We start from the raw sequence: 23,987 nt of genomic DNA, 5'->3' as shown, positions 1-23,987 counted from the left end.
CCGCCGCGGATACGCCCGACCCGCGTCCGGCGGTCCCCATGCCTGGAAGCGCGAGTCGTGCGCCCTCGACCGTCGCACTCACGAACGTCGCGTTCCGCCCTCGCGCCCCGCTTTCGGCAGCCGGACTCGGCGCACTGAACTCGGCGCACTGAAGTCAGCGCCCGCGGCGCCCCTTCACCATGTGCTCGCCCGGGATGTGCCCGGTGAGCGCCATGGACGCGCTGGCCCGGCCGTACGACAGTTGCGCCACGCGCACGTACAAGCAGTCGATCAGCACCAGCACCGAGTGCCGGGCTCCGATGCTGCCGGCGCGGAAGGAGGTCTCGGCGGTTGCGGAGATCAGCCGGACCTCAGCCGCCCGCGCCAACGGTGACCTGTGGTCGGCGGTGATCGCCACTGTGGTGGCGCCCCGCGCGCGGGCGAGTTCGAACGGCTCGATCGTCTCCCGGGTCGATCCGGAGTGAGAGATGCCGATGGCGACATCGGCCGGGGTGAGCAGCGCTGCCGACGTCGTGGCGGCGTGCACCTCGTTCCACCCGCGCACCGCGCATCCGATCCCGAAGAGCCGCAGCTCGGTCTCCACCGCCACCGCGCCGCTGCCGCCGACGCCGTACACGTCGATCCGCCGCGCTCGGGCGACCGCCTGGGCCGCGCGCTCAAGCGACGCGAGGTCAATGGTGTCCAGCGTCCGCTGCACCGCGCCGAGATCTGCCTGGCCGACGACGGTGACCACCCGCCGCAAGTCGTCGTCGGGGGAGATGTCCGGCCCGATCTCCGAGGTGCCCCAGGCGGGCTCGTCGCCGCGCGCGCTCTCACGGACCAGTTCGATCAGCAGATGCTGGTACGACTCCAGGCCCACCGCACGGCAGAACCGCGTCACCGTCGGCTGGGACGTGCCGGTGCGCCGCCCCAACTCGGCGGCCGAGCAGCCGATCACGGAGCCGGGATCGGCGAGCACCAGCTCGGCCACTTTCCGCAGTGAGCCCGTCAGGTGCGGCAACTCGGCTCGGATCAGCGCCGTGACATCAATGCGCGCTCCCGCGTGGCCGTAGCCCTTGGCCTCCATACGGCTCCCCGATCGCTCACGCCTGCCGGCCGTCCGAAAGGCCATGATGCCATGCGATTATGTCATTCATCGTGTATCAACCACGCAGACTGACAGATTCAGGCTGCTCGCTCGGGTACGGCGCGGACCTCCTCCGGCAGGCCCATGCGCGGCGGCCCCGACAGGGTGTCCCTCCTGGAGGTCTCCCGCTGGTCGGGGCACTCTACAATTCAGATAACCGCGGACATCTATGGTCACCTGACCCCGGGCTCGGACGACAAGCTGAAGCGTGTGATGGACGAGGTACCGACCAGCGCCACCGTGCTGGTTCCGTGCTGACTTCGGCTCGCCTGCAAGGCAAAGCCGCAGGTGGGAGCAACAGCGTGAAATTCCTCAACGATATTCGGCCTCCGTACGACCTGACGTACGACGACGTCTTCATGGTGCCGAGCCGCAGCGCGGTCGGTTCCCGCCAGGGTGTGGACCTCAGGTCCCCTGACGGGACGGGCACCACGATCCCCCTGGTCGTGGCCAATATGACGGCCATCGCGGGCCGCCGGATGGCCGAGACCGTGGCCAGGCGCGGCGGCCTCGTCGTCATCCCGCAGGACATCCCCCACGACGTCGTCGCCGATGTCGTGGCCTACGTCAAGCAGCGCCATCTGGTGCTGGACACCCCGATCACGCTCGCCCCCTCCCAGACCGTCGCCGACGCGCTGTCCCTGCTGCCCAAGCGGGCGCACGGCGCGGGCGTGGTGGTCGAGGACGGGCGGCCGGTCGGCGTCGTCACCGAGTCCGACCTCAGCGGCGTGGACCGCTTCACGCAGCTCTCCGAGGTCATGTCCAGGGACCTGCTGCTGCTCGACGCGGACATCGACCCGCGCGAGGCGTTCAACCGGCTGGAGGACGCGCACCGCAAGCTGGCCCCGGCCGTGGACGCCGAGGGCCTGCTCGTCGGCATCCTGACCCGCAAGGCCGCGCTGCGCGCCACGCTGTACGAGCCCGCCGTCGACGCGAACGGGCGGCTGCGGATCGCCGCGGCCGTGGGCATCAACGGCGACGTGGCGGGCAAGGCCAAGCTGCTCCTGGACGCAGGGGTGGACACCCTGGTCGTCGACACCGCGCACGGCCACCAGGAGTCGATGCTCGCGGCGGTACGCGCCGTGCGCGCGCTCGACCCGCGGGTGCCGATCGTGGCGGGCAACATCGTGGCCGCCGAGGGCGTCCGCGACCTGATCGACGCGGGCGCCGACATCATCAAGGTCGGCGTCGGACCCGGCGCCATGTGCACCACCCGCATGATGACCGGCGTCGGCCGCCCGCAGTTCTCCGCCGTCATGGAGTGCGCCGCGGAGGCGCGCAAACACGGCAAGCACGTCTGGGCCGACGGCGGCGTCCGGCACCCGCGCGATGTCGCGATGGCGCTGGCGGCGGGCGCGTCCAACGTGATGATCGGCTCCTGGTTCGCCGGTACGTACGAGTCGCCGGGCGACCTCCAGCAGGCCGCCGACGGGCGGCTGTACAAGGAGTCCTTCGGTATGGCCTCGGCGCGCGCGGTCCGCAACCGTACGAGCGAGGAGTCGGCGTACGACCGGGCGCGCAAGGCGTTGTTCGAGGAGGGCATCTCCACCTCGCGGATGTTCCTCGACCCGGCCCGGCCGGGCGTCGAGGACCTCATCGACTCGGTCATCGCCGGGGTGCGCAGCTCCTGCACGTACGCCGGGGCCGCCTCGCTCGACGAGTTCGCGGAGAAGGCGATCGTCGGGATCCAGAGCGCGGCGGGCTACGCGGAGGGCAAGCCGCTGCACGCGAGCTGGAACTGACGCGGGGTCGGGCGCCGGTGTCCTCGCCGGTGCCCGTGGCCGCGCCGGTACCGGTGCCTTCGCCCGTGCCCGCCCCGGTGTCGCCAGGGGGCCTTGGTCCCGAGTCGCCGGAGATGTCTCTATCCTGCGAGCTGTGAAGCCGCTCAACGATCTCGACGAACGCATCGTGCACGCCCTGGCCGAGGACGCCCGGCGGTCCTACGCGGACATCGGCGCCCAAGTGGGCCTGTCGGCGCCCGCCGTCAAACGCCGGGTGGACCGGCTGCTGGCGGCGGGCGCGATCACCGGTTTCACCGTACGGGTCGACCCCGCCGCGCTCGGCTGGCAGACCGAGGCGCTGGTGGAGCTGTACTGCCGCCACAACACCTCACCGGGCGACATCAGGCGCGGCCTCGCCCGCTACCCGGAAGTCGCGTCCGCCTCCACCGTCACCGGCGAGGCGGACGCCGTGGTCCAGGTCTTCGCCTCCGACGTACGGCACTTCGAGCAGGTGCTGGAGAAGATCGCGGGGGAGCCGTTCGTGACCCGCACCAAATCCGTGCTGATCCTCTCGCCGCTGCTGCGCCGCTACGGCGGGGGCGCCCCGGAGTGAGGGCGCGGAGTGCGCCTGCCGAGGCATAAGTTGGGTAATGTCGCAAATTATGCGAATTGTGGCTGAAGGCACCCGATCGGGGTACAACGGGTACTGAGGCCAGATCGGCCCCGGCAGCACGAAGGAGGCGACATGATCACGCGTGAGCAGATTCCCAAGGTCATGGGCCATGCGGTGCATGACGCTCAGGGGAAGAAGATCGGCGAAGCCGCCCACCTATACCTGGACGACGCCACGGGCGAAGTCGAGTGGGTCGCGGTGAAGACCGGTTTCTTCGGCAATAACGAGACATTCGTGCCGACGCGTGCCGCCCGCCTGGTCGAGGACCATCTTGAGGTTCCGTACGAGAAGGACCAGGTCAAGGGCGCGCCCAATGTGGACGTGGACTCGGGCGGACACCTCTCGGCGTCGGAGGAGCAGAACCTCTACCGCTACTACGGCATGGAAGCCAGGTCCGGCGGGTCCGTGGGCCGCGCCGCGAACGGGCAGGGCGCCGGGACCGGCGACGCGAAGGCCGGAGCCGCCGCCGGTACGGCCGGTGCCGCCGGAGTGGCCGCAGGCACCGCCGCGGGCCGTCACGCGCGGACCGCGGACACCGGAGCGCCGAGCACCGACAAGACCGCCGCGGCCCGCGCGGGCGCACCGGTCGCCTCCACCGGCAAGGACACGCCCGCCATGGCCTCGGGCGCCCCGCAGCGCCTCGCCGCGGACGGTCTCGACCCCGAGAGCGAGACCATGATCCGCTCCGAGGAGGAGATGCACGTCAGGGTCGAGCGGGAGACCATCGGCCAGGCGCGGCTCCACAAGGTCGTGGACGTCGAGGAAGTCGAGCAGACGGTGCCGATCCGGCACGAAGAGGTCCACCTGGTCCGTGAGCCCATCGACCCGAAGACCGCCGCGGGCCGTACGGGCGACATCAGTGAGGCCGAACAGGTCGTCACCCTCCACGAGGACAAGGCGATCATCGAGACCGAGGTCGTGCCGAAGGAGCGCGTCCGCATGCGCGTCGACGAGCACGTCGAGCAGAAGACCGTGCACGGCCGGGTCCGCAAGGAGCGGATCGAGACCGACACGAGCCCCGCGACCACCGAGGAGACCAGCGGCTACGAGGGTGAGCAGGGCCGCAAGGACCGCCGCTTCGGTAGCTGAACCGACCTGACGGCCGGTCGAACGGCCTCACCGCACCACACGAGCGGGCCCCCACCCCTGAATCCCGGGGTGGGGGCCCGCTTCCGCGCCCCCAGGACGCGCCGCGCGAGCCCGTCAGCGGCGGCTCGACGCAACGAATCGCCGGTAGCGCAGGAGAAGACGCAACGAACAGCGGCAGCAGCCGCAATGATCGCGTCTTGCCGCCGCCGCGCACGGAACCGTACTGTCGAAGGAGTCCCGTACACCCCATCTGAACAGGCGAAAGAGACCCATGGCACCGTTGCGCGCTGCGCTGTATCAGGGGCCGGGCGGCGTACCCGAGTCGGTGGACGCGGCGCTCGCCGGGTTCGAGGAGGCGGCTCGACGAGCCGCCACGGGGGGAGCGCGGCTGCTGGTGACGGCCGAGCTGTCGCTGACCGGCTACGCGGTCGGCGACCGCCTCGCGGCGCTGGCCGAGGAGGCCGACGGACCGTCGGCGCGGCGGGTGGGGGAGATCGCCGCCCGGTACGGGATCGCCATCGTCTACGGCTACCCCGAGCGGGACGGTACGGCCGTGCACAACGCGGCGCGGCTGATCGGCCCGGACGGCGCCCCGCTCGCCAACTACCGCAAGACGCACCTGTTCGGGGACTTCGAGCGGTCCGCCTTCACCGCCGGTGACACAGCCGTCGTACAGGCCGACGTCGACGGCGTACGGATCGGGCTGCTGATCTGCTACGACGTGGAATTCCCCGAGGCGGTACGGGCGCACGCGCTCGGCGGCACCCAACTCCTCGTCGTGCCGACCGCGTTGATGCGGCCGTACGAATTCGTGCCGCGCACCCTCGTCCCGGCCCGTGCGTACGAGAGCCAGTTGCACCTGGCGTACGCCAACCGCTGCGGTGCCGAGGGCGATTACCACTTCGCGGGGCTGAGCTGCCTCGTCGGACCGGACGGCACGGTGCGCGCGCGGGCCGGGACCGGCGAGGAGCTGGTCTTCGCCGATGTGGACCCGGCGCTGATCGACGCCGCCCGCACGGAGACGCCGTATCTGGCCGACCGCCGCCCGGAGTTGTACCGCGCGCTCGGCTGAGCCCGCGCGCCGGAGTGTCCCGCGAGCGCCCGTAACCCTCCCTTTTCCCGCACGCCAGTTCAGCCAGGAGAGCCGCCCCATGACGTCCGTGCCCACCGCGGTCCACGACGAGCAGCACGCCGAAGCCCAGGAGCAGCCGCCCGTCACCATGTTCGGGCCCGACTTCCCCTACGCGTACGACGACTTCCTGGCGCACCCGGCGGGCCTCGGCGCGGTCCCGCCCACCGAGCACGGCACGGAGGTCGCGGTGATCGGCGGCGGCCTGTCCGGCATCGTCACCGCGTACGAACTGATGAAGATGGGCCTCAAGCCCGTCGTCTACGAGGCGGACCAGATCGGCGGGCGGCTGCGCACGGTCGGCTTCGACGGCTGCGACCCCGGCCTCACCGCGGAGTTGGGCGCGATGCGCTTCCCGCCCTCGTCCACCGCCTTCCAGCACTACGTGGACCTGGTGGGTCTGGAGACCAAGCCGTTCCCCAACCCGCTGGCGCCCGGCACGCCTTCGACCGTCGTGGACCTCAAGGGCGAGTCGCACTACGCCACCTCGGTGGACGACCTGCCCGAGGTCTACCACCAGGTGATGCACGCCTGGAACGCGTGCCTGGAGGACGGCGCCGACTTCTCCGCGATGCAACGGGCCCTGCGCGAGCGGGACATCCCCGTGATCCGGGAGATCTGGTCGGCGCTGGTCGAGAAGCTGGACAACCAGACCTTCTACGGCTTCCTGTGCGACTCCCCGGCCTTCGCGTCCTTCCGGCACCGGGAGATCTTCGGGCAGGTCGGCTTCGGCACCGGCGGCTGGGACACCGACTTCCCCAACTCGATCCTGGAGATCCTGCGGGTCGTCTACACCGGCGCGGACGACGACCACCGCGGGATCGTCGGCGGCTCGCAGCAACTCCCGCTGCGGCTGTGGGAACGCGAGCCCGACAAGACCGTGCACTGGCCGAAGGGCACCTCGCTGCGCGCCCTGCACGCCGCCCGCGACAGCCGGCCACGCCCGGCCGTGACCGGGCTGCACCGCACCGCGGGCAACCGGATCACCGTCACCGACGCGTCGGGGGACATCCGTACGTACCGCGCCGCCGTCTTCACCGCGCAGAGCTGGCTGCTGCTGTCCAAGATCGCCTGCGACGACTCGCTCTTCCCGATCGACCACTGGACGGCGATGGAGCGCACCCACTACATGGAGTCCAGCAAGCTCTTCGTGCCGGTGGACCGGCCCTTCTGGCTGGACAAGGACCCGCGGACCGGCCGCGACCTGATGTCGATGACGCTCACCGACCGGATGACCCGCGGCACGTACCTGCTGGACGACGGACCCGACCGGCCCGCCGCGATCTGCCTGTCGTACACCTGGTGCGACGACAGCCTCAAGTGGCTGCCGCTCAGCGCCCACGAGCGCATGGAGGTCATGCTGAAGTCGCTCGGCGAGATCTATCCGGGCGTCGACATCAGGAGGCACATCATCGGCAATCCCGTGACGGTCTCCTGGGAGAACGAGCCGTACTTCATGGGCGCGTTCAAGGCCAACCTGCCCGGCCACTACCGGTACCAGCGGCGGCTGTTCACCCACTTCATGCAGGACCGGCTGCCCGCCGACAAGCGCGGCATCTTCCTGGCGGGCGACGACATCTCCTGGACCGCGGGCTGGGCCGAGGGCGCCGTGCAGACCGCGCTCAACGCGGTGTGGGGTGTCATGCGGCACCTCGGCGGCGCGACCGACCCGCTGAATCCCGGCCCCGGTGACCGCTACGACGAGATCGCGCCGGTGCTGCTGCCGGAGGACTGAGGACGGGGCCCGCACGTCACGTACGACGGCCCACCGGCGTGAGCAGGTAGCGGCCGATCAGGCCGACGCCCGCATCCAGGCGGCGCACGCACTCCTCGTACGCGTCCGGCCTGTCGCGCAGCGCCCACAGCAGCCGGGCCGCCGCCCAGGCCGCGTCCCGCGCCCGGTCCAGGCTCCACGAACCCACGACGTGGGTCAGCGGATCGGCGAGTTCGAGCAGGTCGGGGCCCGGCATCAGCTCTTCGCGCACGCGCTCCTCGACGGCGGTCAGGATCTCGCCGACGCGGTCGAAGTCGGCGGCCAGGGCGGGCGGCTCACGGCCGGTGGCGCGGCAGGTGTCGACCACCGCCAGGGGAAGGTCGTGGCCGACATGGGCGTTGACGCCCGCCAGCGCGAACTGGAGCGGGTGGATGTCGCGGTGGGCGCGCATACGGAGCAGGGGCCGCCAGGACGCGGGCGCTTGCCTTCCCCTGGCGTCGTCCTCGACGGCCTTGAGGTAGCGGTTCGCGAACCGCACCGCCAACTGGGCCGCCGTCTCGGCGTCCTCGAACCCGTTCGCGGCCAACTGCCGCCCCACCGCGCGTGTCACCTCCACGTACACGGCGTTGAACACGCCCAGTCCGTCGCGGCGGCCCCCCACCCGCCGCATCCGCCCCACCACCGAGGCGACATCCTCGTCCGTCGTCCGCATCCCCCCACCCTCCCGGCCAGCTCCACCCCCGCGCCTGCGGCGCGGCCGGTTTCGCCGCCCGCACCACCCGTGCGGATCAGAGTTCGTCGGCAGGCGCGCCTGTGCGGCTACAGCGCCGGTCGCGCCGCTCAGAGGGCGCCCGCCGCGGCGGCGGACCAGACGGTGGGGTGGAGGGGGCGGAAGCCCAGCTCGTGGTGGATGCGGAGGGGGGAGGAGATGCCCTCCCAGGGGTCGGCGAGGGGGCGGGCGGCCATGCCGGCAGGCAGCTCGGCCCCGTTGATCCAGTGGATGTCGAGGGCGGTGACCGGCGCGTCGTCGGTGATGTTGTAGATGCGCCCTGCCACACCGGGGGCGTACAGGACGCGCAGGAGACCCTGGGCGACATCGGCGTGGTGGACCATGGACATCCGGCGGTGGGCGGGCCAGTCCCCGGCCCACCGCAGGGCCTGCGGCAGGTGCGGATCGCCCTCGCCGTAGACGAAGGAGAGCCGCCCGACGCGCACGTCGACCCCGCTGTCGCGGCCGAGGGCGAGCAGCTCGACCTCGGCCTCGCGCTTGGCGGCGGGATAGGCGCCCCACAGGGAGGCGCCGGGCAGCGTCTCGTCGTCCTCGACGGCCGGACGGCCACGGCCCGCGCCGTACACCAAGGTGGTGCTGACCTGCACGAAACGGCCCACGCCCGCGTCGGCGGCGGCGCGGCCGAGGTCGAGCGCGGCGTCGCGGTTGACGGCCCACGCCTCCTCGTCGGGGACGCCGCGGAAGGCGGCGGCGATGTTGAGCACGGCGTCGGCGCCCGACACGGCCTCGCGGACGTCGTCGGCGTCACGCAGCTCGCCGACCACCGCCTCCGCGCCGAGCCGGGTGAAGGGCTCGGCGCGCGCCTCGTCGCGTACCAGGACGCGTACGGTGTCGGCGGTCCCCGTCCGTTGCAGCAGGCGGGGTACGAACCGGCGCCCGACCTGTCCCGTCGCGCCGGTGACCAGGATCTTCATGGGGTGCTCCTCGTGGTGCGGACTTGCGGCGGGACCCGGTGTTCCGCCGCTGTCCCCACCCTGCGCGGCCTGGAGGGCGGGCGGCAGAGACCTCTCTATCCGGGGAGTGGCACTCCCTGGATAGCCGCGCGGCGCGGACGCATGCTGGAAGGGTGAACCGACCCGAGCTCGCCGACTTCCTGCGCCGCTGCCGCACCCGCCTCGCCCCAGCCGACGTGGGCCTGGCCGAGGGGGTCAGGCGCCGCACGCCGGGGCTGCGCCGCGAGGAGGTCGCCCAGCTCGCCGGGATGTCGGCGGACTACTACACGCGGCTCGAACAGTCCCGAGGCCCGCGCCCCTCGCGCCAGATGCTCACCGCGCTGGCCCGCGCGCTGCGGCTGACCGCGGACGAGCGGGACCACCTGTTCCACCTGTCGGGGGAGGAGCCGCCGCGCGAGGCGGGCGGCAGCGGGCACGTCAGGCCGGGGCTGCTGCTGGTCCTCGACCGGCTGCACGACACGCCCGCCCAGGTGGTGAGCGACTTCGGCGACGTCCTCGCGCAGAACGCCATGGCCGCGGCCCTGCTCGGCGACGTGTCGGCGCGGCCGCCCGCGCTGCGCAATGTCGTACGGCGGATGTTCACCGACCCCTGCGCCCGCGCGCTGTTCCCCGAGGAGGACCACGAGACGCTGGCCCGTCACCATGTGGCGAATCTCCGCGCGGTGCTCGCGGCCCGCCCCGACGACCCGCGCCCGGCCGCGCTCGTCGCCGAACTGCGTGCGGAGAGCCCGCAGTTCGCCCGGATGTGGGACGACCACGAGGTCGCGGTGCGCCGCTCGGACACCAAGCGCTTCCGCCATCCGGTCGTCGGGGAGCTGGAGTTGGACTGCGAGGTGCTGCTCAGCCCCGAGCACGACCAGCGGCTGATCGTCTACACCGCGCGGCCCGGCAGCGCCGCGTACGAGCGGCTGCGGCTGCTCAAGGTGGTCGGCCTCCAGGACCTGGCCGTCGGCTGAAACGCTCCCCGGACCGTCGTCCCCGGCGCGCCGCGGAACGTGACTGTCACGGCCCAACTCCCTTCGTACGTACGGGCGATGGCGCCTACGTAAGGGGTATGGAGGCGCGCCTGTGCCATGGCGTATTCCCGCGGCATCATTTGCCCCTAGGCATGCCCAACAGTGAGTGAAGGGCCGCTAACGTGAAGACACGGTCCGGCGGGCACGAATCCCCCGTGCGTGCCCGCCGGACCTTCGATTCCCCGGGGATTCCCAGGGGTCTCCCGGATGTTCCGGACCGTGCCGCCGCACCGCGTGCCGAGTGACCCGTCCTCGGCCCGGCGCAGGCCGTACCCCCTCTCGTCAGGCCGCTGAACGCGGCTGCGCTCGCGACGCCCCGTCAAGCCGTCCGCGAACGGCCTGAGTTGACGCGTACGCACTGATCCAGCCCTTCCCATTGCCATGCCGCGGGTGCCGACCCTACGCTCCAACCGGTCTTGAGTATGAACAAAGTTCATATATCTGATGGGAGAGTGTGATGAGACGAGGTCTGCCCGCGCTGCTCGCCACCGGTCTCACGCTCGCCGCGCTGCTGCTGTCCGGCACTCCGGCCGGGGCATCGGCTGCGCCGGACCACCGGTACGGCGCCGCGCCGCCGGTCCGCCCGGCGCCGCACACCGTGGTGCTCGACGGCGCCCGGCTGCGGCAGGCGAGCATCGACCTGCACCGCGGCGACAAGGCGCTGCGCGCCACGCTCGCCGATCTCACCGCTCAGGCCGACGGCTGGCTCGGCCAAGGCCCGTGGTCGGTCATGGACAAGCCGCAGACCCCGCCCGGCGGCGACAAGCACGACTACCTCAGCCAGGCCCCGTACTGGTGGCCGACCCAGCCCAGGACCGCGGACAACCCGTGGGGCTGCCCGTACGTACAGAAGGACGGCGTGCGCAACCCCGACGTCGACACCATCACCGACCACGACGGCCGCGGCCGGATGTTCTCGGCCGTCTACACGCTCAGCCTGGCCTGGTACTACACCGGCAGGGCCGCCTACGCCGAGCACGCGGCCCTGCTCCTGCGGACCTGGTTCACCGATCCGGCGACCCGGATGAACCCGAATCTGGACCACGGCCAGATCATCCCCTGCAAGACCGACGGCCGGGCGATCGGCATCATCGACTTCTCGCAGGAGTTCACCAGCGTCCTGGACGCCACCGCCGTCCTCGACACCGGCGCGCCCGGCTGGAGCCGCGCCGACCACGCCGCGATGCGGAGCTGGTACAGCGACTTCGCCGCCTGGCTCGGCGGCTCCTTCGCCGCGGACGAGGCGAACGCCGACAACAACCACGGCACCTTCTTCGACATGCAGCTCGCCGCGCTCCAACTGGCGACCGGCCACCCGGATCTGGCCCGCGCGACGGTCACCGCGGCCAAGACCGAGCGGATCGACCCGCAGATCGCCGCGGACGGCGGCCTCCCGCAGGAACTGGCCCGCACCCGCAGCTACCACTACACGACGTTCGACCTGGTCGCCCTCACCCGCCTCGCCGACATCGGCGAACACGTCGGCGTGCACCTGTGGTCGTACACGAATCCGGCGGGCGGAAGCATCAAGAAGGCGGTCGACTTCCTGCTGCCCGCCGCCACCGGGCAAGCCGCGTGGCCGTACCCCGAGCTGGAGTTCCAGCGCTTCGCGGCCAGTGACGTCGTACGGGCGGCGGCCGACGCCGGTGACCGTACGGCCGAGGCGGCCGTCCGTCACCTGGAGGCCCCGCCGGGCGGTGACCTCTGGCCGCTGCGCCCCGCGCCCGAACAGCTCGACCCGATCTCGGGCTGAGACCGGGGCGACTGACTTCCCCAAGGGGACGGCCGAGCGGGACCGTACGGCCTCGCCCCGGCCGTCCCCCTACCGGATCAGTCGGCCGCGGCGGCGACCCCCGGCGCGGGCGCGGGGGAGCCGGCGACCGCCTTGCCCGCGGCCGGGCGGACGACGCCCGCGCCCACCACCAGGCCGAGGGTGAGGACGGTGACCAGCGTGAAGGAGACCGTCAGCGAGGTGGCCCCGGCGATACCGCCGATCGCGGCCGGGGCGACCAGGCCCGAGGTGTACGTGACGGTGGCGACGCCCGCGATGGCCTGGCTCGGATTGGGGCCGCTGCGCCCGGCGGCGGCGAAGCACAGCGGCACGACCACGGATATCCCGATGCCGAGCAGCGCGAAGCCCGCGATGGCGGGCAGCGGCGAGTGCGAGAGCACCACCAGCAGACCGCCGAGGGTGGCGAGCACCCCGCCCGACCGCAGCGTCCGTACCGCGCCCAGCCGCCGTACCGCGAAGTCGCCGAAGAGCCGGGTGACCGCCATCGTGCAGGAGAACGCGGTGTACGCGACCGCCGCGATGCCGGGAGAGGCCCCGGCGACATCGCGCAGGTAGACCGCGCACCAGTCGGAGCTGCCGCCCTCCGCGAACACCCCGCAGAAGCCGATCGCCCCGATCACGAGCGCCGTGCGCGGCGGCAGGGCGAAGCGCGGCGGCGCGGCCTCGTCCGCGTCCGGCCGGATGTCGGGCACCCCGGCGCAGATCAGATAACTCGTCACCAGCAGCGCCGCGGCCATCGCGCCCAGATGGATCCTGCCGTCGAGCCCCGCGTGCGCCGCGGGCACGCCGATCGCCGCGCCCACCAGAGTGCCGACGCTCCACATGCCGTGCAGCCCCGACATGATCGACTTGCCCTTGCGGTGCTCCACCTCGATACCGATCGCGTTCATGACGACATCCGCCATGCCCGCACTGGCCCCGAAGGCGAGCAGCGCCAGGCACAGCCACGGCAGGGCCGGCATGACCGCGGGCAGCGCCAGTACGGCCGTCCACATCCCGAGCAGGACGCGCAGCGCGGTACGGGAGCCGAGGCGGTGCATCAGCCGCCCCGCCAGCGGCATCATCAGCGACGAGCCGATCGCGGGACAGGCCAGCGCCAGGCCGAGAGCGCCGGGGCTCAGGGACAGATGGTCCTTGATCCACGGGATACGGGTTGCGAAGGTGCCGCTCGCCGCGCCGTGCACGGCAAACGCGATGGCGATGGCCATATGGGCCCGGCGGATCCGGGACGGAGCCGTCTTGTCGTCGGCGGCGGCGGTTTTCATGCGGCGTAAACTATCAGGAAGGCTCCCTGAAAGTTAAGGGGTCATCGGCTGCCAGGAGACCGGGTTGTCGGGCCGACGGCTCAACGCGTTCACGGGCTTGATCAGTCCGCGCTCCGGTCGGGCACCCGCTCCGGGAAGCCGTACGGCGTACGGGCCCACCGGCCCGGTCTGGAAGGATCCCCGCATGACCGTCACCCGCGCGCTTCCGGGCCGCAACGCGTCACCGCGCACCGCCCGCGCCATCAACGACCGCCTCGCCCTGCGCCTCCTCCAGCAGGAAGGCCCGCTCACCGCGGGGCAGTTGAAGGAACTCACCGGAATGTCCCGGCCGAGCGTCGCCGACCTCGTCGAGCGGCTCCAGGACTCCGGACTGATCGAGGTGGTCGGCGAGGCGGGCGAGGACAGACGCGGGCCCAACGCGCGGGTGTACGGCATCGTCGCCGACCGGGCGTACGTCGCCGGACTCGACATCCGCGTCGAGAGCATCGGCGTGGAGATCGCCGACCTCCTCGGCCGCACCGTCGCCCGCGCCGACCTGCACGTGCCGGACGGGGCCGACCCCGCCGGGACCGTGGCCGAGGGCGTGGCCCTGCTGCGCCGCGCCATCCGCACCGCGGGCGCCACCGAACTCCACACCGTCGCCTGCGGCGCGCCCGGCCTCGTCGACCCGGACACCGGACGGCTGCGCGCCGCCAACGCGCTGCGCTCCTGGCACGCGGACCTGGTCGACGAGATCCGCTCCCGGCTCGGCGTGCCCGTGCTGCTGGAGAACGAGGTCAACCTCGCCGCCGTCGCGGAACAGCGCGTGGGCGCCGGGCGGAACGACGACACCTTCGTCCTGCTCTGGATCGGCGGGGGAGTCGGCGCCGCCGTCGTCCTCGACGGCAAACTGCGCCGCGGCGCGTCGGGGGGAGCCGGCGAGGTCGGCTTCCTCCCGCTGCTCGGCACCCCCGAACTGCCGACCGCCACCGACTGCGACAACGGTTACCACGGGCTGGTCGGCAGCCGCGCCGTCTGCGCGCTCGCCCGCGAGCACGGAATCCCCGTCGGGGGCGCCGACGAGGCCGAGGGGGCCGCAGCGGCCGTCACCGCCGCGCTCGCCGGAGGCGCCGCCACCGACGGCTTCCTCGCCGAGCTGTCCTCGCGGATCGCCGTCGGGGCCGCCGCCATCTGCGCCGTGCTCGACCCCGGACGGGTCGTCCTCGCCGGTGAGGTCGCCCAGGCCGGAGGGGCCGCCCTGGCCGAACGCGTCGCCGAGTGCCTCGGACGCATCTCGCCGCTGCCGACCGTCGTACGGGCCAGCGCCGTGCACGGCGGCGCCGTCCTGCGCGGGGCCGTGGTCACCGCCACCGACGCGGCCCAGGAGGAGCTGTTCGCCCCCGCGATGTGAGGCAGGGCACACGGACGCCCTGGAGGCCGCGGGGGTGTGCGTGGCACACTGGTGCCGTACCAGTGACGTTTGCGCACTCCGGGGTCGGTGTAATTCCGAACCGGCGGTTACAGTCCGCGACCCGTCCGCAGCCAGCGGCCGGTTGACCAGGTGAAATTCCTGGACCGACGGTGAAAGTCCGGATGGGAGGCAGTGCGCGGCGGGCGTTCACTCGGGTACGCCGCCGTCAGCGGCCCCGCGCGCACAGCGCGAGCGGTCCGCGGCCGTCACCGGCGTACGCGATGGTTCGGTTTTCCCGCTCAACATCCCAGCGCCCCGGAGTCCGTGCCCGAAGAGGCAGGAGGACCCGGTGGCCACCGCCACGGAAACCGACGCGATGCGACGCGCTGTCGCGCTGTCGGCCCGCGCGCTCGGAGACACCGCCCCCAACCCGGTCGTCGGCTGCGTGATCCTCGACGCCGAGGGCGCCCGGGTCGGCGAGGGCTGGCACCAGCGGGCCGGCGGCCCGCACGCGGAAGTGCACGCGCTGTTCGCGGCCGGTGAGCGGGCCAGGGGTGGCACCGCCCTGGTCACGCTCGAACCCTGTAACCACACCGGCCGTACCGGCCCCTGCGCCCAGGCGCTCATCGAGGCCGGGATCGTCCGCGTGGTCTACGCGGTCGCCGACCCCAACCCCTCGGCCTCCGGCGGCGCCGCCACCCTGCGCGCGGCGGGCGTCGAGGTCGAGAGCGGACTCCTGCGGGACGAGGCGGAGGCGGTCAACGTCGCCTGGCTCACCTCGGTCCGCCTCGGCCGCCCGTACGTGCGCTGGAAGTACGCCGCCACCCTCGACGGCCGGATCGCCGCGGCCGACGGTTCGAGCCGCTGGATCAGCTCGGCCGAGTCCCGCGCCGACGTGCACCGGCTGCGCGCGGAGTCCGACGCCGTCGTGGTCGGCTCCGGCACCCTGCGGGCCGACGACCCCCATTTGGCCGTACGCGGTATCGACGGGGTGACCCAGCCGCTGCGCGTCGTGGTCGACACCCGGGCCCGTACCACCGCCGACGCCCGTGTGCTGGACGACGCGGCGCCGACCCTCATCGCCGTCGGCGAGGACGCCGACACCTCCCACCTGCCGGGCGTCGACACCGTACGCCTGCCGTACGCCAGGACCGAGGACGGTACGGAGGGCGGCGGCGTCGACGTGGCCGCGCTCCTGGCCGCACTGCACACGCGCGGGGTGCGCTCGGTGCTGCTGGAGGGCGGGCCGACGCTGGCCGGGGCGTTCGTCGCCGCCGGAGCCGTCGACGCGGTCACCGCGTACTTGGCCCCCGCGCTGCTCGGCGCCGGGCCCAACGCGCTCGGCGACGCAGGAATCACCACCATCGCGCAGACGTTGCGGCTCGACGTGACCGATGTCGCCCGCCTCGGGCCCGACGTGCGCATCACGGCCGTACCGGCCGTGCCCCACTCCTCCCACTCTCCTCAGGAGCGCTGAAGTGTTCACCGGAATCGTCGAAGAACTGGGTGAGATCACTGGCGTCGAGGACCTGGGCGACGCCAGCCGCTTCCGGGTCCGCGGGCCCGTCGTGACCGAAGGCGCCAAACACGGCGACTCCATCGCCGTCAACGGCGTCTGCCTGACCGTGGTCGACTTCGGCGAGGACGACTTCACCGCCGACGTGATGGCCGAGACGCTGAACCGCTCCAGCCTCGGCGCGCTCGGCCCCGGCTCGCGGGTCAACCTGGAGCGCCCGATGGCACTGGGCGGGCGGCTCGGCGGCCACCTCGTCCAGGGCCATGTGGACGGCACCGGCGAGGTCGTCGAGCGCAAGCCCGCCGAGCACTGGGAGATCGTCAAGATCTCGCTCCCCGACGACCTGTCCCGCTATGTGGTCGAGAAGGGTTCCATCACCGTCGACGGCATCAGCCTGACCGTGGTGGACGCGGGCGCCGACTTCTTCACCGTCAGCCTCATCCCGACCACCCTCGCGCTGACCACGCTCGGCCTCAAGCAGCCCGGCGACCCGGTCAACCTCGAAGTGGACGTCATCGCCAAGTACGTCGAGCGGATGCTGGGCGAGCGCGCGGCCGTCACCGGGCAGGATCCGGAACCGGAGGCCGTGAAGTGAGCGCCCTGCACTGGCTGAACAGCGAGGCGTTCACCGCCTTCGACCAGCACGTGATGTGGTCGGACATGATCGGCAATCTGCTCGGTCTCGGCGCGCTGGCGCTGGGCTGGCGGCGCGCGATGCTCACCTGGCCGGTCCAACTGCTCTCCGGTGTCGTGCTGGTGGCCGCCTTCTGGGCGGCGCACCTCGGCGGCGGCGTCGGCAAGCAGTTCGTGGTGATCACCGTCGCCGTGTGGGGCTGGTACCAGTGGCGGCGCGGCCGGGACGGCAGCGGACGGCTCGCGGTCCGCTTCGCCACCTGGCGCGAGCGCGCGGTGCTCGTCGTCGCCACCGGGCTCGGCACCGTGGCCGTCGCCTCGCTCTTCCTCGCCTACCCGTCGCTGTCCTGGAACCCGTGGCCCGACGCGTACATCTTCGTCGGGACGCTGGCGGCGATGGTCGCCCAGGCGCGCGGCTGGGTCGAGTTCTGGTTCGCCTGGCTGGCGGTCGACGCCGTCGGCGTACCGCTCAACTTCCACAGCGGGCTGCCGTTCTCGGGCCTGGTCTACATCATCTACTTCTTCCTGGTGATCGTCGGGATGTACGCCTGGTGGCAGCAGACCAGGGCCGCTGCGGCCACCACCGCTTCCGACTCCACCTCGCAGAACACCGTTCCGGAGGGAGTGACGGCATGAACGCCGTGACCGCGCTGCACAACGACTGGTACGAGGACGGTGACCTGGTGCTCGACCCGGTCGAACAGGCCATCGCCGACATCGCCGCGGGCCGCCCGGTCGTGGTGGTGGACGACGAGGACCGGGAGAACGAGGGCGACCTCATCGTGGCCGCGCAGAAGGTCACGCCCGAGATCGTCGCCTTCATGATGACCGAGTGCCGCGGGCTGATCTGCGTACCGCTGGAGGCCCCCGACCTCGACCGGCTCGACCTGCCGCAGATGGTCGACGCCAACACCGAGTCGATGCGCACCGCCTTCACCGTCACGGTCGACGCGAGCGCCGAGCACGGCGTCACCACCGGCATCTCGGCCGCCGACCGGGCCGCCACGATACGGCTGCTGGCCGATCCCGCCTCGCGGGCCACCGACTTCGTCCGGCCGGGACACGTCTTCCCGCTGCGCGCCAGGCCCGGCGGCGTCCTGGTCCGCAACGGCCACACCGAGGCGGGCGTGGACCTGGCCCGGCTCGCCGGTCTGCATCCGGCGGCCGCCATCGTGGAGATCGCCCGCGAGGACGGCACGATGGCCCGGCTGCCCGAGCTGGTGCCCTTCGCCCGCAAGCACGGCCTGTCGATCATCTCCATCGAGGACCTGATCGCGTACCGCCGCTCGTCGGAGCCCACCGTCCGCCGCGAGGCCGAGACGACGCTGCCCACCGCCTTCGGTGACTTCCGCGCCTTCGGCTACCGCTCCACCACCGACGGCGTCGAGCACATCGCGCTGGTCGCGGGCGACATCGGCGACGGCACCGATGTCCTGGTCCGGGTGCACTCCGAGTGCCTGACCGGTGACGTCTTCGGCTCGCAGCGCTGCGACTGCGGCCCGCAGCTCCAGACCGCGCTGCGCAAGGTCGCCGAGGAGGGCCGCGGCGTGGTGCTGTACCTGCGCGGCCACGAGGGCCGGGGCATCGGCCTGATGTCCAAGCTGCGCGCGTACGAACTCCAGGAGCGCGGCCGGGACACCCTGGACGCCAACCTCGAACTCGGCCTGCCCGCCGACGCCCGCGACTACGGCGCCGCCGCGCAGATCCTCACCGACCTCGGGGTCGGCTCGCTGCGGCTGATGACCAACAACCCCGCCAAGACCGGCGCGTTGGTCCGGCACGGCCTCGACGTCCTCGGCAGGGAACCCATGCCGGTCGCCGCCGGGGAGCACAATCTGCACTATCTGCGGACCAAGCGGGACCGGATGGGTCACGACCTGCCGTGGCTCGACGCGGGCCCGAGCACCACCTGCGCCAACCAGTAGCCCGGCCGGGCGAGCGGGACCGCGAGTCCGAAGCGCGTCCCGAGCGCGTCCCGAGCACGTCCCGACCACGTCCCGATACGGACGATTGCCATGAGACACCTGATGGCCTTGATACGGGCGATCAGCTTGATACAACCGGCACGACAGCACATCGAGCACCGAGGAGAGAAGTGAGCGGTAAGGGCGCCCCCGAGCTGACCGTGAAGAACTGCGGCGACCTGCGTGTGGCCGTGATCGCGGCGCAGTGGCACACCCAGGTGATGGACGGCCTGGTCGACGGGGCGATGCGCGCCCTGCACGACCTCGGCATCGACGAGCCGACGCTGCTGCGCGTGCCCGGCAGCTTCGAACTGCCCGTGGTCGCCAAGGTGCTGGCCGGCCGCGGCTACGACGCGATCGTGGCGCTCGGCGTCATCATCCGCGGCGGCACCCCGCACTTCGAGTACGTCTCCCACGGCGTCACCGCCGGGCTGACCCAGGTCGCCGTGGACAGCGGCGTGCCCGTCGGCTTCGGCGTCCTCACCTGCGACACCGAGGAGCAGGCGCTGGACCGCGCCGGACTGCCGGGCTCGAATGAGGACAAGGGGCACGAAGCGGTCACCGCGGCCGTCGCCACGGCCACCATCCTGCGCTCGGTCTCCGAACCCTGGCGCTGACCAGGCGGCGGTTCCCCGTAGGCTAGGGCCCACCATGGCCAACAAGACATTCGAGCAGCTCTTCACCGAGTTGCGGCACAAGGCCGCCACCGGCGACCCCAGCACGTCCCGCACCGCCGAGCTGGTGGGCAAGGGCGTGCACGCGATCGGCAAGAAGGTGGTCGAAGAGGCCGCCGAGGTGTGGATGGCCGCCGAGTACGAGGGCGCCGACGCCACCGCCGAGGAAATCTCCCAACTGCTGTACCACGTTCAGGTGATGATGGTCGCCCGGGGTATCTCCCTCGACGACGTCTACGCCCATCTCTGAGCGCGTACGCGACCCGTACGCGCTCAGAGACAGCCGGCCGCCACCCCTGTCACCCGTACCGCCTCCACAGCCCTGCCCACGAGCCGAGACTCTCTTCAGAGAAGGAAACCGTCCTCATGCTGCGCATCGCCGTCCCCAACAAGGGCTCATTGTCCGGACCCGCGGCGGCCATGCTCCATGAGGCCGGTTACCGGCAGCGCAAGGAGTCCAAGGAGCTCGTGCTGGTCGACCGGGACAACGAGGTGGAGTTCTTCTACCTGCGCCCGCGCGACATCGCGATCTACGTCAGCACCGGCCGCCTCGACATCGGCATCACCGGCCGGGACCTGCTGCGGGACTCCGGCGCGGTCGCCGAGGAGATCCTCCAGCTCGGCTTCGCCCGCTCCACCTTCCGCTACGCCGCCGAGCCCGGCACTGTCGACACCGTCCAGGACCTCAACGGCAAGACGGTGGCGACCTCGTACGAGGTCGTCGTCGAGAAGCACCTCGCGGACAACGGCATCGAGGCGTCCGTCGTCCACCTCGACGGCGCCGTCGAGACCGCCATCCAGCTCGGTGTCGCGCACGCCATCGCCGACGTGGTGGAGACCGGCACCTCGCTGCGGAACGCCGGGCTCGAAGCCTTCGGCGAGCCCATCATGGAGTCCGAGGCCGTGGTGATCCGGCGCACCGGAGCCGACCCGGACGAGCCCAAGGTCCGGCAGTTCCTGCGCCGTCTCCAGGGCGTCCTGGTCGCCAGGCGCTACGTGATGATGGACTACGACATCCGCGTCGAGCAGGTCGAGAAGGCCGTCGCCCTCACCCCGGGACTGGAGTCGCCGACCGTCTCCCCGCTGCACCACGAGGGCTGGGTCGCGGTCCGCGCCATGGTCCCGACCAGCGACGCCCAGCGGATCATGGACGAGCTGTACGACCTGGGCGCCCGCGCGATCCTGACCACCGGCATCCACGCCGCGCGGCTGTGACCGGCGCCGAGGACCGTACGCGGGCGGCGCTCGACGGGCTGCCGCGTACCTTCCGCCCCGTCGTCACCCGCGTGGTGCTGCTGTCCCTGGGCGCCGCGCTGGTGGTGGCGCTCACCGTCGTCGCGCTGATGATGCCGCACGACGGCGCCGGGCCCTGGAGCACCGGCGACCGGATCACCGTGATCATGATGGGCGTGCTGATCGCCGCGGTGCTCGCGCTGCTCAGCCGCCCCAAGGTGACCGTGACGGCCGACGGCGTGACCGTGGTGAATCTCACGGTGAAGCGGCGGCTGGCGTGGGCCGAGGTGGTGAGGGTCAATCTGCGGCCGGGCGACGCCTGGGTCCATCTCGACCTCGCCGACGGCACGACGCTGCCCGTGATGGGCATCCAGCCCGGTATCGCCAAGGAGCAGGCGCTGCACGACGCCAGGCTGCTGCGCTCGCTGGTGGAGACGCTGGGCGAGGCGCAGGGCACGCCGTCCGCCGACCACTGAGCGCGCGGCGGAGCGCGCCGCGCCGCGCCGCGTGTCAGTCGGCGGTCCGTCCACGAACCGGGCCGCGATCCGTCCGTGACCGCGGGCCGCGATCCGTCCGTGACCCTTCCGTGAACCCGGCCCCCGCCGTCCTTCGCGGGCGCGGCGCCAATGGCTACTCTGGGGGACGAACGGCGCCCACCGCGCTTGCCCCGCACCCCTGGAGCACCGCCCGCGGGGCCCCGACCAACCAAGGAGTGACACTCACACCCCGATGGACGAACCGTCCGGTAGTACCTGCGCCGCCCCTCCCTCCCGGGAACCCGGAGCGGCGGCCTCATGAGCACCTCACTGCTGCTGCTCGCGGCAGCCCTCGTCCTGATCCTCGCCAACGGCTTCTTCGTCGCCGCCGAATTCGGCCTGGTGACCGTGGAGCGCCCCGCGGCCGAACGCGCCGCCGCGGCCGGTGACCGCCGGGCCCGCAGTGTCGTGGCCGCCCTGCGCAAACTCTCCTTCCAGCTCTCCGGCACCCAGCTCGGCATCACCATCACCTCGCTGGTCGTCGGCATGCTGGCGGAACCCGCACTCGCCGACCTGCTGACCGGCCCGCTGACCTCAGCCGGCGTCCCGGACGGCGCCGCCCCCGGCGTCGCCGTCGTCGTCGGCATGATGGTCGCCTCCGCCGTCCAGATGGTGATCGGCGAACTCGTCCCCAAGAACTGGGCGGTCTCCCGCCCGCTGGCCGTCGCCCGTGTGGTGGCCGGACCGCAGCGCGCCTTCTCACGGGTCTTCCGGCCCGTCATCGAGGTGCTGAACACGGCCGCCAACCGGCTGGTGCGGCTGTTCGGCGTCGAGCCCGCCGACGAGCTGGCGTCCGCCCGCACCCCCACGGAACTGGTCTCCCTGGCCCGGCACTCGGCGCTCGCCGGGACGTTGGAGCAGGACACCGCCGACCTCTTCGTGCGCACCCTGTCGCTCGGCGACCTCATCGCGGAGAACGTGATGACGCCCCGCGTCCGGGTCAGCGCGCTGGAGGACACCGCCACCGCCGCCGATGTGCTCAACCTGACCAGGGCCACCGGCCTGTCCCGCTTCCCGGTCTACCGGGAGCGGCTGGACGACATCATCGGCATGGTCCACCTCAAGGACGCCCTCGCCGTCCCCGCCGAGCAGCGCGACCGCGTCCCCGCGGGGACGATCGCGGTCGCCCCGCTGCTCGTCCCCGAGACCCTGCCGGGCCAGCAGCTCCTGGAGGTGCTGCGCAGCCAGCAGCCGATCGCCGTGGTCGTCGACGAGTACGGCGGCACCGCCGGGGTCGTCACGCTGGAGGACATCGTCGAAGAACTGGTCGGCGAGGTGCGCGACGAGCACGACGCCGCCGACCTGCCCGAACTGGCGCAGGTCCCGGCCGCCGAGGCCGACGGTCCCGCCTGGGACGCCGACGGAAGCTGCCGGATCGACACCCTGGCCAGAATCGGCCTGCTCGCCCCCGAGGGACCCTACGAGACGGTCGCCGGCCTCGTCGCCGACCTGCTCACCCGGATCCCCGAACCGGGCGACGAGGCCGAACTGCCGGGCTGGCGGCTGCTGGTCCGCGAGGTCACCCACCACCGGGCCGAACGCGTACGGATCGTGCGTACGGATCGCGTGGCGGGGGAGGCGAGCTCGTGATGAGCGCTCTCCAACTCCTGTTCGCGGTCCTGCTGGTGCTCGGCAACGGCTTCTTCGTCGGCGCGGAATTCGCCCTGGTCTCGGTCCGCCGCAGCCAGATCGAACCGCTCGCCGCCGAACAGCGCAGGGCCCGTACCGTGCTGTACGGCCTCGAACACCTCCCGCAGATGATGGCCGCCGCGCAGTTCGGCATCACCGTCTGCTCGTTGACCCTCGGCGCGGTCGCGGAACCGACCGTCGCGCACCTGCTGGAACCGATCTTCGAGGCGGTGCACGTCCCCGAGGACTTCGTGCACCCGATCGGATACGTCCTGGCGCTGGCCGTCGTGGTCTTCCTGCACCTGGTGATCGGCGAGATGGTGCCGAAGAACCTGGCGATGGCCGCGCCGGAGAAGACCGCGCTGTGGCTGAGTCCGGGTCTGGTCGGCTTCGCCAGGGTGTTCCGCCCGGTGATCTCGGTGCTCGGCACCTGCTCCCGGCTGATCCTGCGGGCCTTCGGCGTGGAGCCCAAGGACGAGGTCGACTCCGTGTTCACCAGCGCGCAACTGACCGTGCTGGTCGAGGACGCCCGGCAGGCCGGACTGCTCGACATCGACGAGCAGGAACGCCTGGAGGACGCACTGGAGCTGGGCACCCGCCCGGTCACCGAAGTGCTGCTCACCCCGGCCGAGTTGATCACCCTCGACCCCGCCGCCACCCCGCGGCAGGTCGAGGAGCTGACGGTGCGCACCGGGTACTCGCGGTTCCCGATCGCGGGCGCGGGCGCGGATTTCCTCGGCTACCTCCACGTCAAGGACGTCCTCGACGTGGACGACCTCGACCGGCCCGTGCCGCAGCGGCTCTGGCGGCCGATCACCACCCTGCGGGCCGACCTGCCGCTGGACGACGCGCTCACCGCGATGCGGCGCGCCGCCTCGCACCTGGCCGCAGTCGCCGACGCCTCGGGCCGGGTCCTCGGCCTGGTCGCGCTGGAGGACGTCCTCGAAATGCTCGTCGGCGAGGTGAAGGACCCCGCCCACCGTGCGCCTTCCCCCGCCCGGGAAGTGCCCGTCCCGCACGCGACGGAGGATTCCGGCGAACTGGTCCGGTAGGCAGTGCACGGAAGGGGCGTGGGGGGCCGCCGGGGGGGGCGGGGGCCCGCCCCCCCCCGGGGGGCGGGCCGCGGGGGGCCGGGGGGCCGCCC

Annotated in this window: 22 protein-coding genes and 1 riboswitch; of the genes, 18 read left to right on the top strand and 4 right to left on the bottom strand. The window is 72.3% G+C overall.

Annotated elements, in window-relative coordinates; genetic code table 11:
• Nucleotides 1-154: 154 nt before the first annotated feature.
• Nucleotides 155-1,066 carry an SIS domain-containing protein gene (locus tag ACFZBB_RS24175; RefSeq protein WP_391125994.1) on the bottom strand — a complete coding sequence of 304 codons (912 nt, stop codon included), beginning with the start codon at nucleotides 1,064-1,066 and terminating at the stop codon, nucleotides 155-157.
• Between the two features lie 362 nt (nucleotides 1,067-1,428).
• Between ACFZBB_RS24175 and ACFZBB_RS24170 the strand changes: the two genes are divergently transcribed.
• From ACFZBB_RS24170 to ACFZBB_RS24150, 5 genes are all read left to right on the top strand, one after another.
• A complete protein-coding gene (locus ACFZBB_RS24170) occupies nucleotides 1,429-2,868 on the top strand; it encodes a GuaB1 family IMP dehydrogenase-related protein (RefSeq protein ID WP_391125991.1) in 1,440 nt (479 codons plus the stop codon).
• A gap of 133 nt (nucleotides 2,869-3,001) precedes the next feature.
• Nucleotides 3,002-3,460: an Lrp/AsnC family transcriptional regulator gene (locus tag ACFZBB_RS24165; protein ID WP_355347055.1), complete on the top strand. Its 459-nt coding sequence runs from the start codon at nucleotides 3,002-3,004 to the stop codon at nucleotides 3,458-3,460.
• 132 nt (nucleotides 3,461-3,592) lie between these two features.
• On the top strand, nucleotides 3,593-4,609 hold the full coding sequence (locus ACFZBB_RS24160; RefSeq protein ID WP_355347058.1) for a PRC and DUF2382 domain-containing protein: 1,017 nt from the start codon (nucleotides 3,593-3,595) through the stop codon (nucleotides 4,607-4,609).
• Between the two features lie 271 nt (nucleotides 4,610-4,880).
• Nucleotides 4,881-5,681, top strand: a complete 801-nt coding sequence (locus ACFZBB_RS24155) for a nitrilase-related carbon-nitrogen hydrolase (protein ID WP_391125988.1) — start codon at nucleotides 4,881-4,883, stop codon at nucleotides 5,679-5,681.
• 79 nt (nucleotides 5,682-5,760) lie between these two features.
• Nucleotides 5,761-7,473, top strand: a complete 1,713-nt coding sequence (locus tag ACFZBB_RS24150) for an FAD-dependent oxidoreductase (protein WP_391125985.1) — start codon at nucleotides 5,761-5,763, stop codon at nucleotides 7,471-7,473.
• A 16-nt stretch (nucleotides 7,474-7,489) separates the two neighbouring features.
• On the opposite strand, the gene ACFZBB_RS24145 is transcribed toward ACFZBB_RS24150, so the two are convergent.
• Nucleotides 7,490-8,164: a DUF5995 family protein gene (locus ACFZBB_RS24145; protein WP_391125982.1), complete on the bottom strand. Its 675-nt coding sequence runs from the start codon at nucleotides 8,162-8,164 to the stop codon at nucleotides 7,490-7,492.
• A 128-nt stretch (nucleotides 8,165-8,292) separates the two neighbouring features.
• A complete protein-coding gene (locus tag ACFZBB_RS24140; protein WP_391125979.1) occupies nucleotides 8,293-9,156 on the bottom strand; it encodes an NAD-dependent epimerase/dehydratase family protein in 864 nt (287 codons plus the stop codon).
• A 152-nt stretch (nucleotides 9,157-9,308) separates the two neighbouring features.
• On the opposite strand from ACFZBB_RS24140, the gene ACFZBB_RS24135 reads away from it, so the two are divergent.
• Both ACFZBB_RS24135 and ACFZBB_RS24130 read left to right on the top strand, forming a co-directional pair.
• The gene (locus ACFZBB_RS24135; RefSeq protein WP_391125976.1) at nucleotides 9,309-10,151 is read left to right on the top strand and encodes a helix-turn-helix domain-containing protein; all 843 of its coding nucleotides are present in this window, start codon (nucleotides 9,309-9,311) and stop codon (nucleotides 10,149-10,151) included.
• 517 nt (nucleotides 10,152-10,668) lie between these two features.
• Nucleotides 10,669-11,964, top strand: coding sequence for an alginate lyase family protein (locus ACFZBB_RS24130; RefSeq protein WP_391125973.1), 1,296 nt, complete (start codon nucleotides 10,669-10,671; stop codon nucleotides 11,962-11,964).
• 77 nt (nucleotides 11,965-12,041) lie between these two features.
• On the opposite strand, the gene ACFZBB_RS24125 is transcribed toward ACFZBB_RS24130, so the two are convergent.
• Nucleotides 12,042-13,268 (bottom strand): MFS transporter, encoded by a 1,227-nt coding sequence (locus tag ACFZBB_RS24125; protein ID WP_391125970.1) that lies wholly within the window; start codon nucleotides 13,266-13,268, stop codon nucleotides 12,042-12,044.
• 184 nt (nucleotides 13,269-13,452) lie between these two features.
• On the opposite strand from ACFZBB_RS24125, the gene ACFZBB_RS24120 reads away from it, so the two are divergent.
• The 11 genes from ACFZBB_RS24120 (at nucleotide 13,453) to ACFZBB_RS24070 (ending at nucleotide 23,895) form a co-directional block, all read left to right on the top strand.
• Nucleotides 13,453-14,658, top strand: coding sequence for an ROK family protein (locus tag ACFZBB_RS24120; RefSeq protein WP_391125967.1), 1,206 nt, complete (start codon nucleotides 13,453-13,455; stop codon nucleotides 14,656-14,658).
• A gap of 69 nt (nucleotides 14,659-14,727) precedes the next feature.
• Nucleotides 14,728-14,858, top strand: a riboswitch (FMN riboswitch).
• Nucleotides 14,859-15,007: 149 nt separating this feature from the next.
• Complete coding sequence (gene ribD, locus ACFZBB_RS24115) at nucleotides 15,008-16,135, top strand: bifunctional diaminohydroxyphosphoribosylaminopyrimidine deaminase/5-amino-6-(5-phosphoribosylamino)uracil reductase RibD (RefSeq protein WP_391125964.1); 1,128 nt, start codon at nucleotides 15,008-15,010, stop codon at nucleotides 16,133-16,135.
• 1 nt (nucleotide 16,136) lies between these two features.
• On the top strand, nucleotides 16,137-16,769 hold the full coding sequence (locus ACFZBB_RS24110; RefSeq protein ID WP_391125961.1) for a riboflavin synthase: 633 nt from the start codon (nucleotides 16,137-16,139) through the stop codon (nucleotides 16,767-16,769).
• The gene (locus ACFZBB_RS24105) at nucleotides 16,766-17,443 is read left to right on the top strand and encodes a nicotinamide mononucleotide transporter (RefSeq protein WP_391125958.1); all 678 of its coding nucleotides are present in this window, start codon (nucleotides 16,766-16,768) and stop codon (nucleotides 17,441-17,443) included. Before ACFZBB_RS24110 ends, ACFZBB_RS24105 begins: the two co-directional genes overlap by 4 nt.
• On the top strand, nucleotides 17,440-18,732 hold the full coding sequence (locus tag ACFZBB_RS24100; protein WP_391125955.1) for a bifunctional 3,4-dihydroxy-2-butanone-4-phosphate synthase/GTP cyclohydrolase II: 1,293 nt from the start codon (nucleotides 17,440-17,442) through the stop codon (nucleotides 18,730-18,732). The genes ACFZBB_RS24105 and ACFZBB_RS24100 overlap by 4 nt, the downstream gene beginning before the upstream one ends.
• A 170-nt stretch (nucleotides 18,733-18,902) precedes the next feature.
• Nucleotides 18,903-19,388: a 6,7-dimethyl-8-ribityllumazine synthase gene (ribH, locus tag ACFZBB_RS24095; protein WP_188279812.1), complete on the top strand. Its 486-nt coding sequence runs from the start codon at nucleotides 18,903-18,905 to the stop codon at nucleotides 19,386-19,388.
• A gap of 34 nt (nucleotides 19,389-19,422) precedes the next feature.
• Nucleotides 19,423-19,695: a phosphoribosyl-ATP diphosphatase gene (locus ACFZBB_RS24090; protein ID WP_188279811.1), complete on the top strand. Its 273-nt coding sequence runs from the start codon at nucleotides 19,423-19,425 to the stop codon at nucleotides 19,693-19,695.
• A 116-nt stretch (nucleotides 19,696-19,811) separates the two neighbouring features.
• Nucleotides 19,812-20,660 carry an ATP phosphoribosyltransferase gene (hisG, locus tag ACFZBB_RS24085; protein ID WP_391125952.1) on the top strand — a complete coding sequence of 283 codons (849 nt, stop codon included), beginning with the start codon at nucleotides 19,812-19,814 and terminating at the stop codon, nucleotides 20,658-20,660.
• Nucleotides 20,657-21,154: a PH domain-containing protein gene (locus ACFZBB_RS24080; RefSeq protein WP_391125949.1), complete on the top strand. Its 498-nt coding sequence runs from the start codon at nucleotides 20,657-20,659 to the stop codon at nucleotides 21,152-21,154. Before hisG ends, ACFZBB_RS24080 begins: the two co-directional genes overlap by 4 nt.
• A 318-nt stretch (nucleotides 21,155-21,472) precedes the next feature.
• Complete coding sequence (locus ACFZBB_RS24075; RefSeq protein ID WP_391125946.1) at nucleotides 21,473-22,804, top strand: CNNM domain-containing protein; 1,332 nt, start codon at nucleotides 21,473-21,475, stop codon at nucleotides 22,802-22,804.
• Nucleotides 22,804-23,895: a CNNM domain-containing protein gene (locus ACFZBB_RS24070; protein ID WP_391125943.1), complete on the top strand. Its 1,092-nt coding sequence runs from the start codon at nucleotides 22,804-22,806 to the stop codon at nucleotides 23,893-23,895. Before ACFZBB_RS24075 ends, ACFZBB_RS24070 begins: the two co-directional genes overlap by 1 nt.
• The last annotated feature ends 92 nt before the right edge of the window (nucleotides 23,896-23,987 follow it).

The sequence above is a fragment of the Streptomyces sp. NPDC008139 genome (assembly GCF_042957025.1).
GTDB lineage: Bacteria > Actinomycetota > Actinomycetes > Streptomycetales > Streptomycetaceae > Actinacidiphila.
Note: the sequence above shows the minus strand (reverse complement) of the source record. Positions and strands in the feature narration are given on the sequence as shown.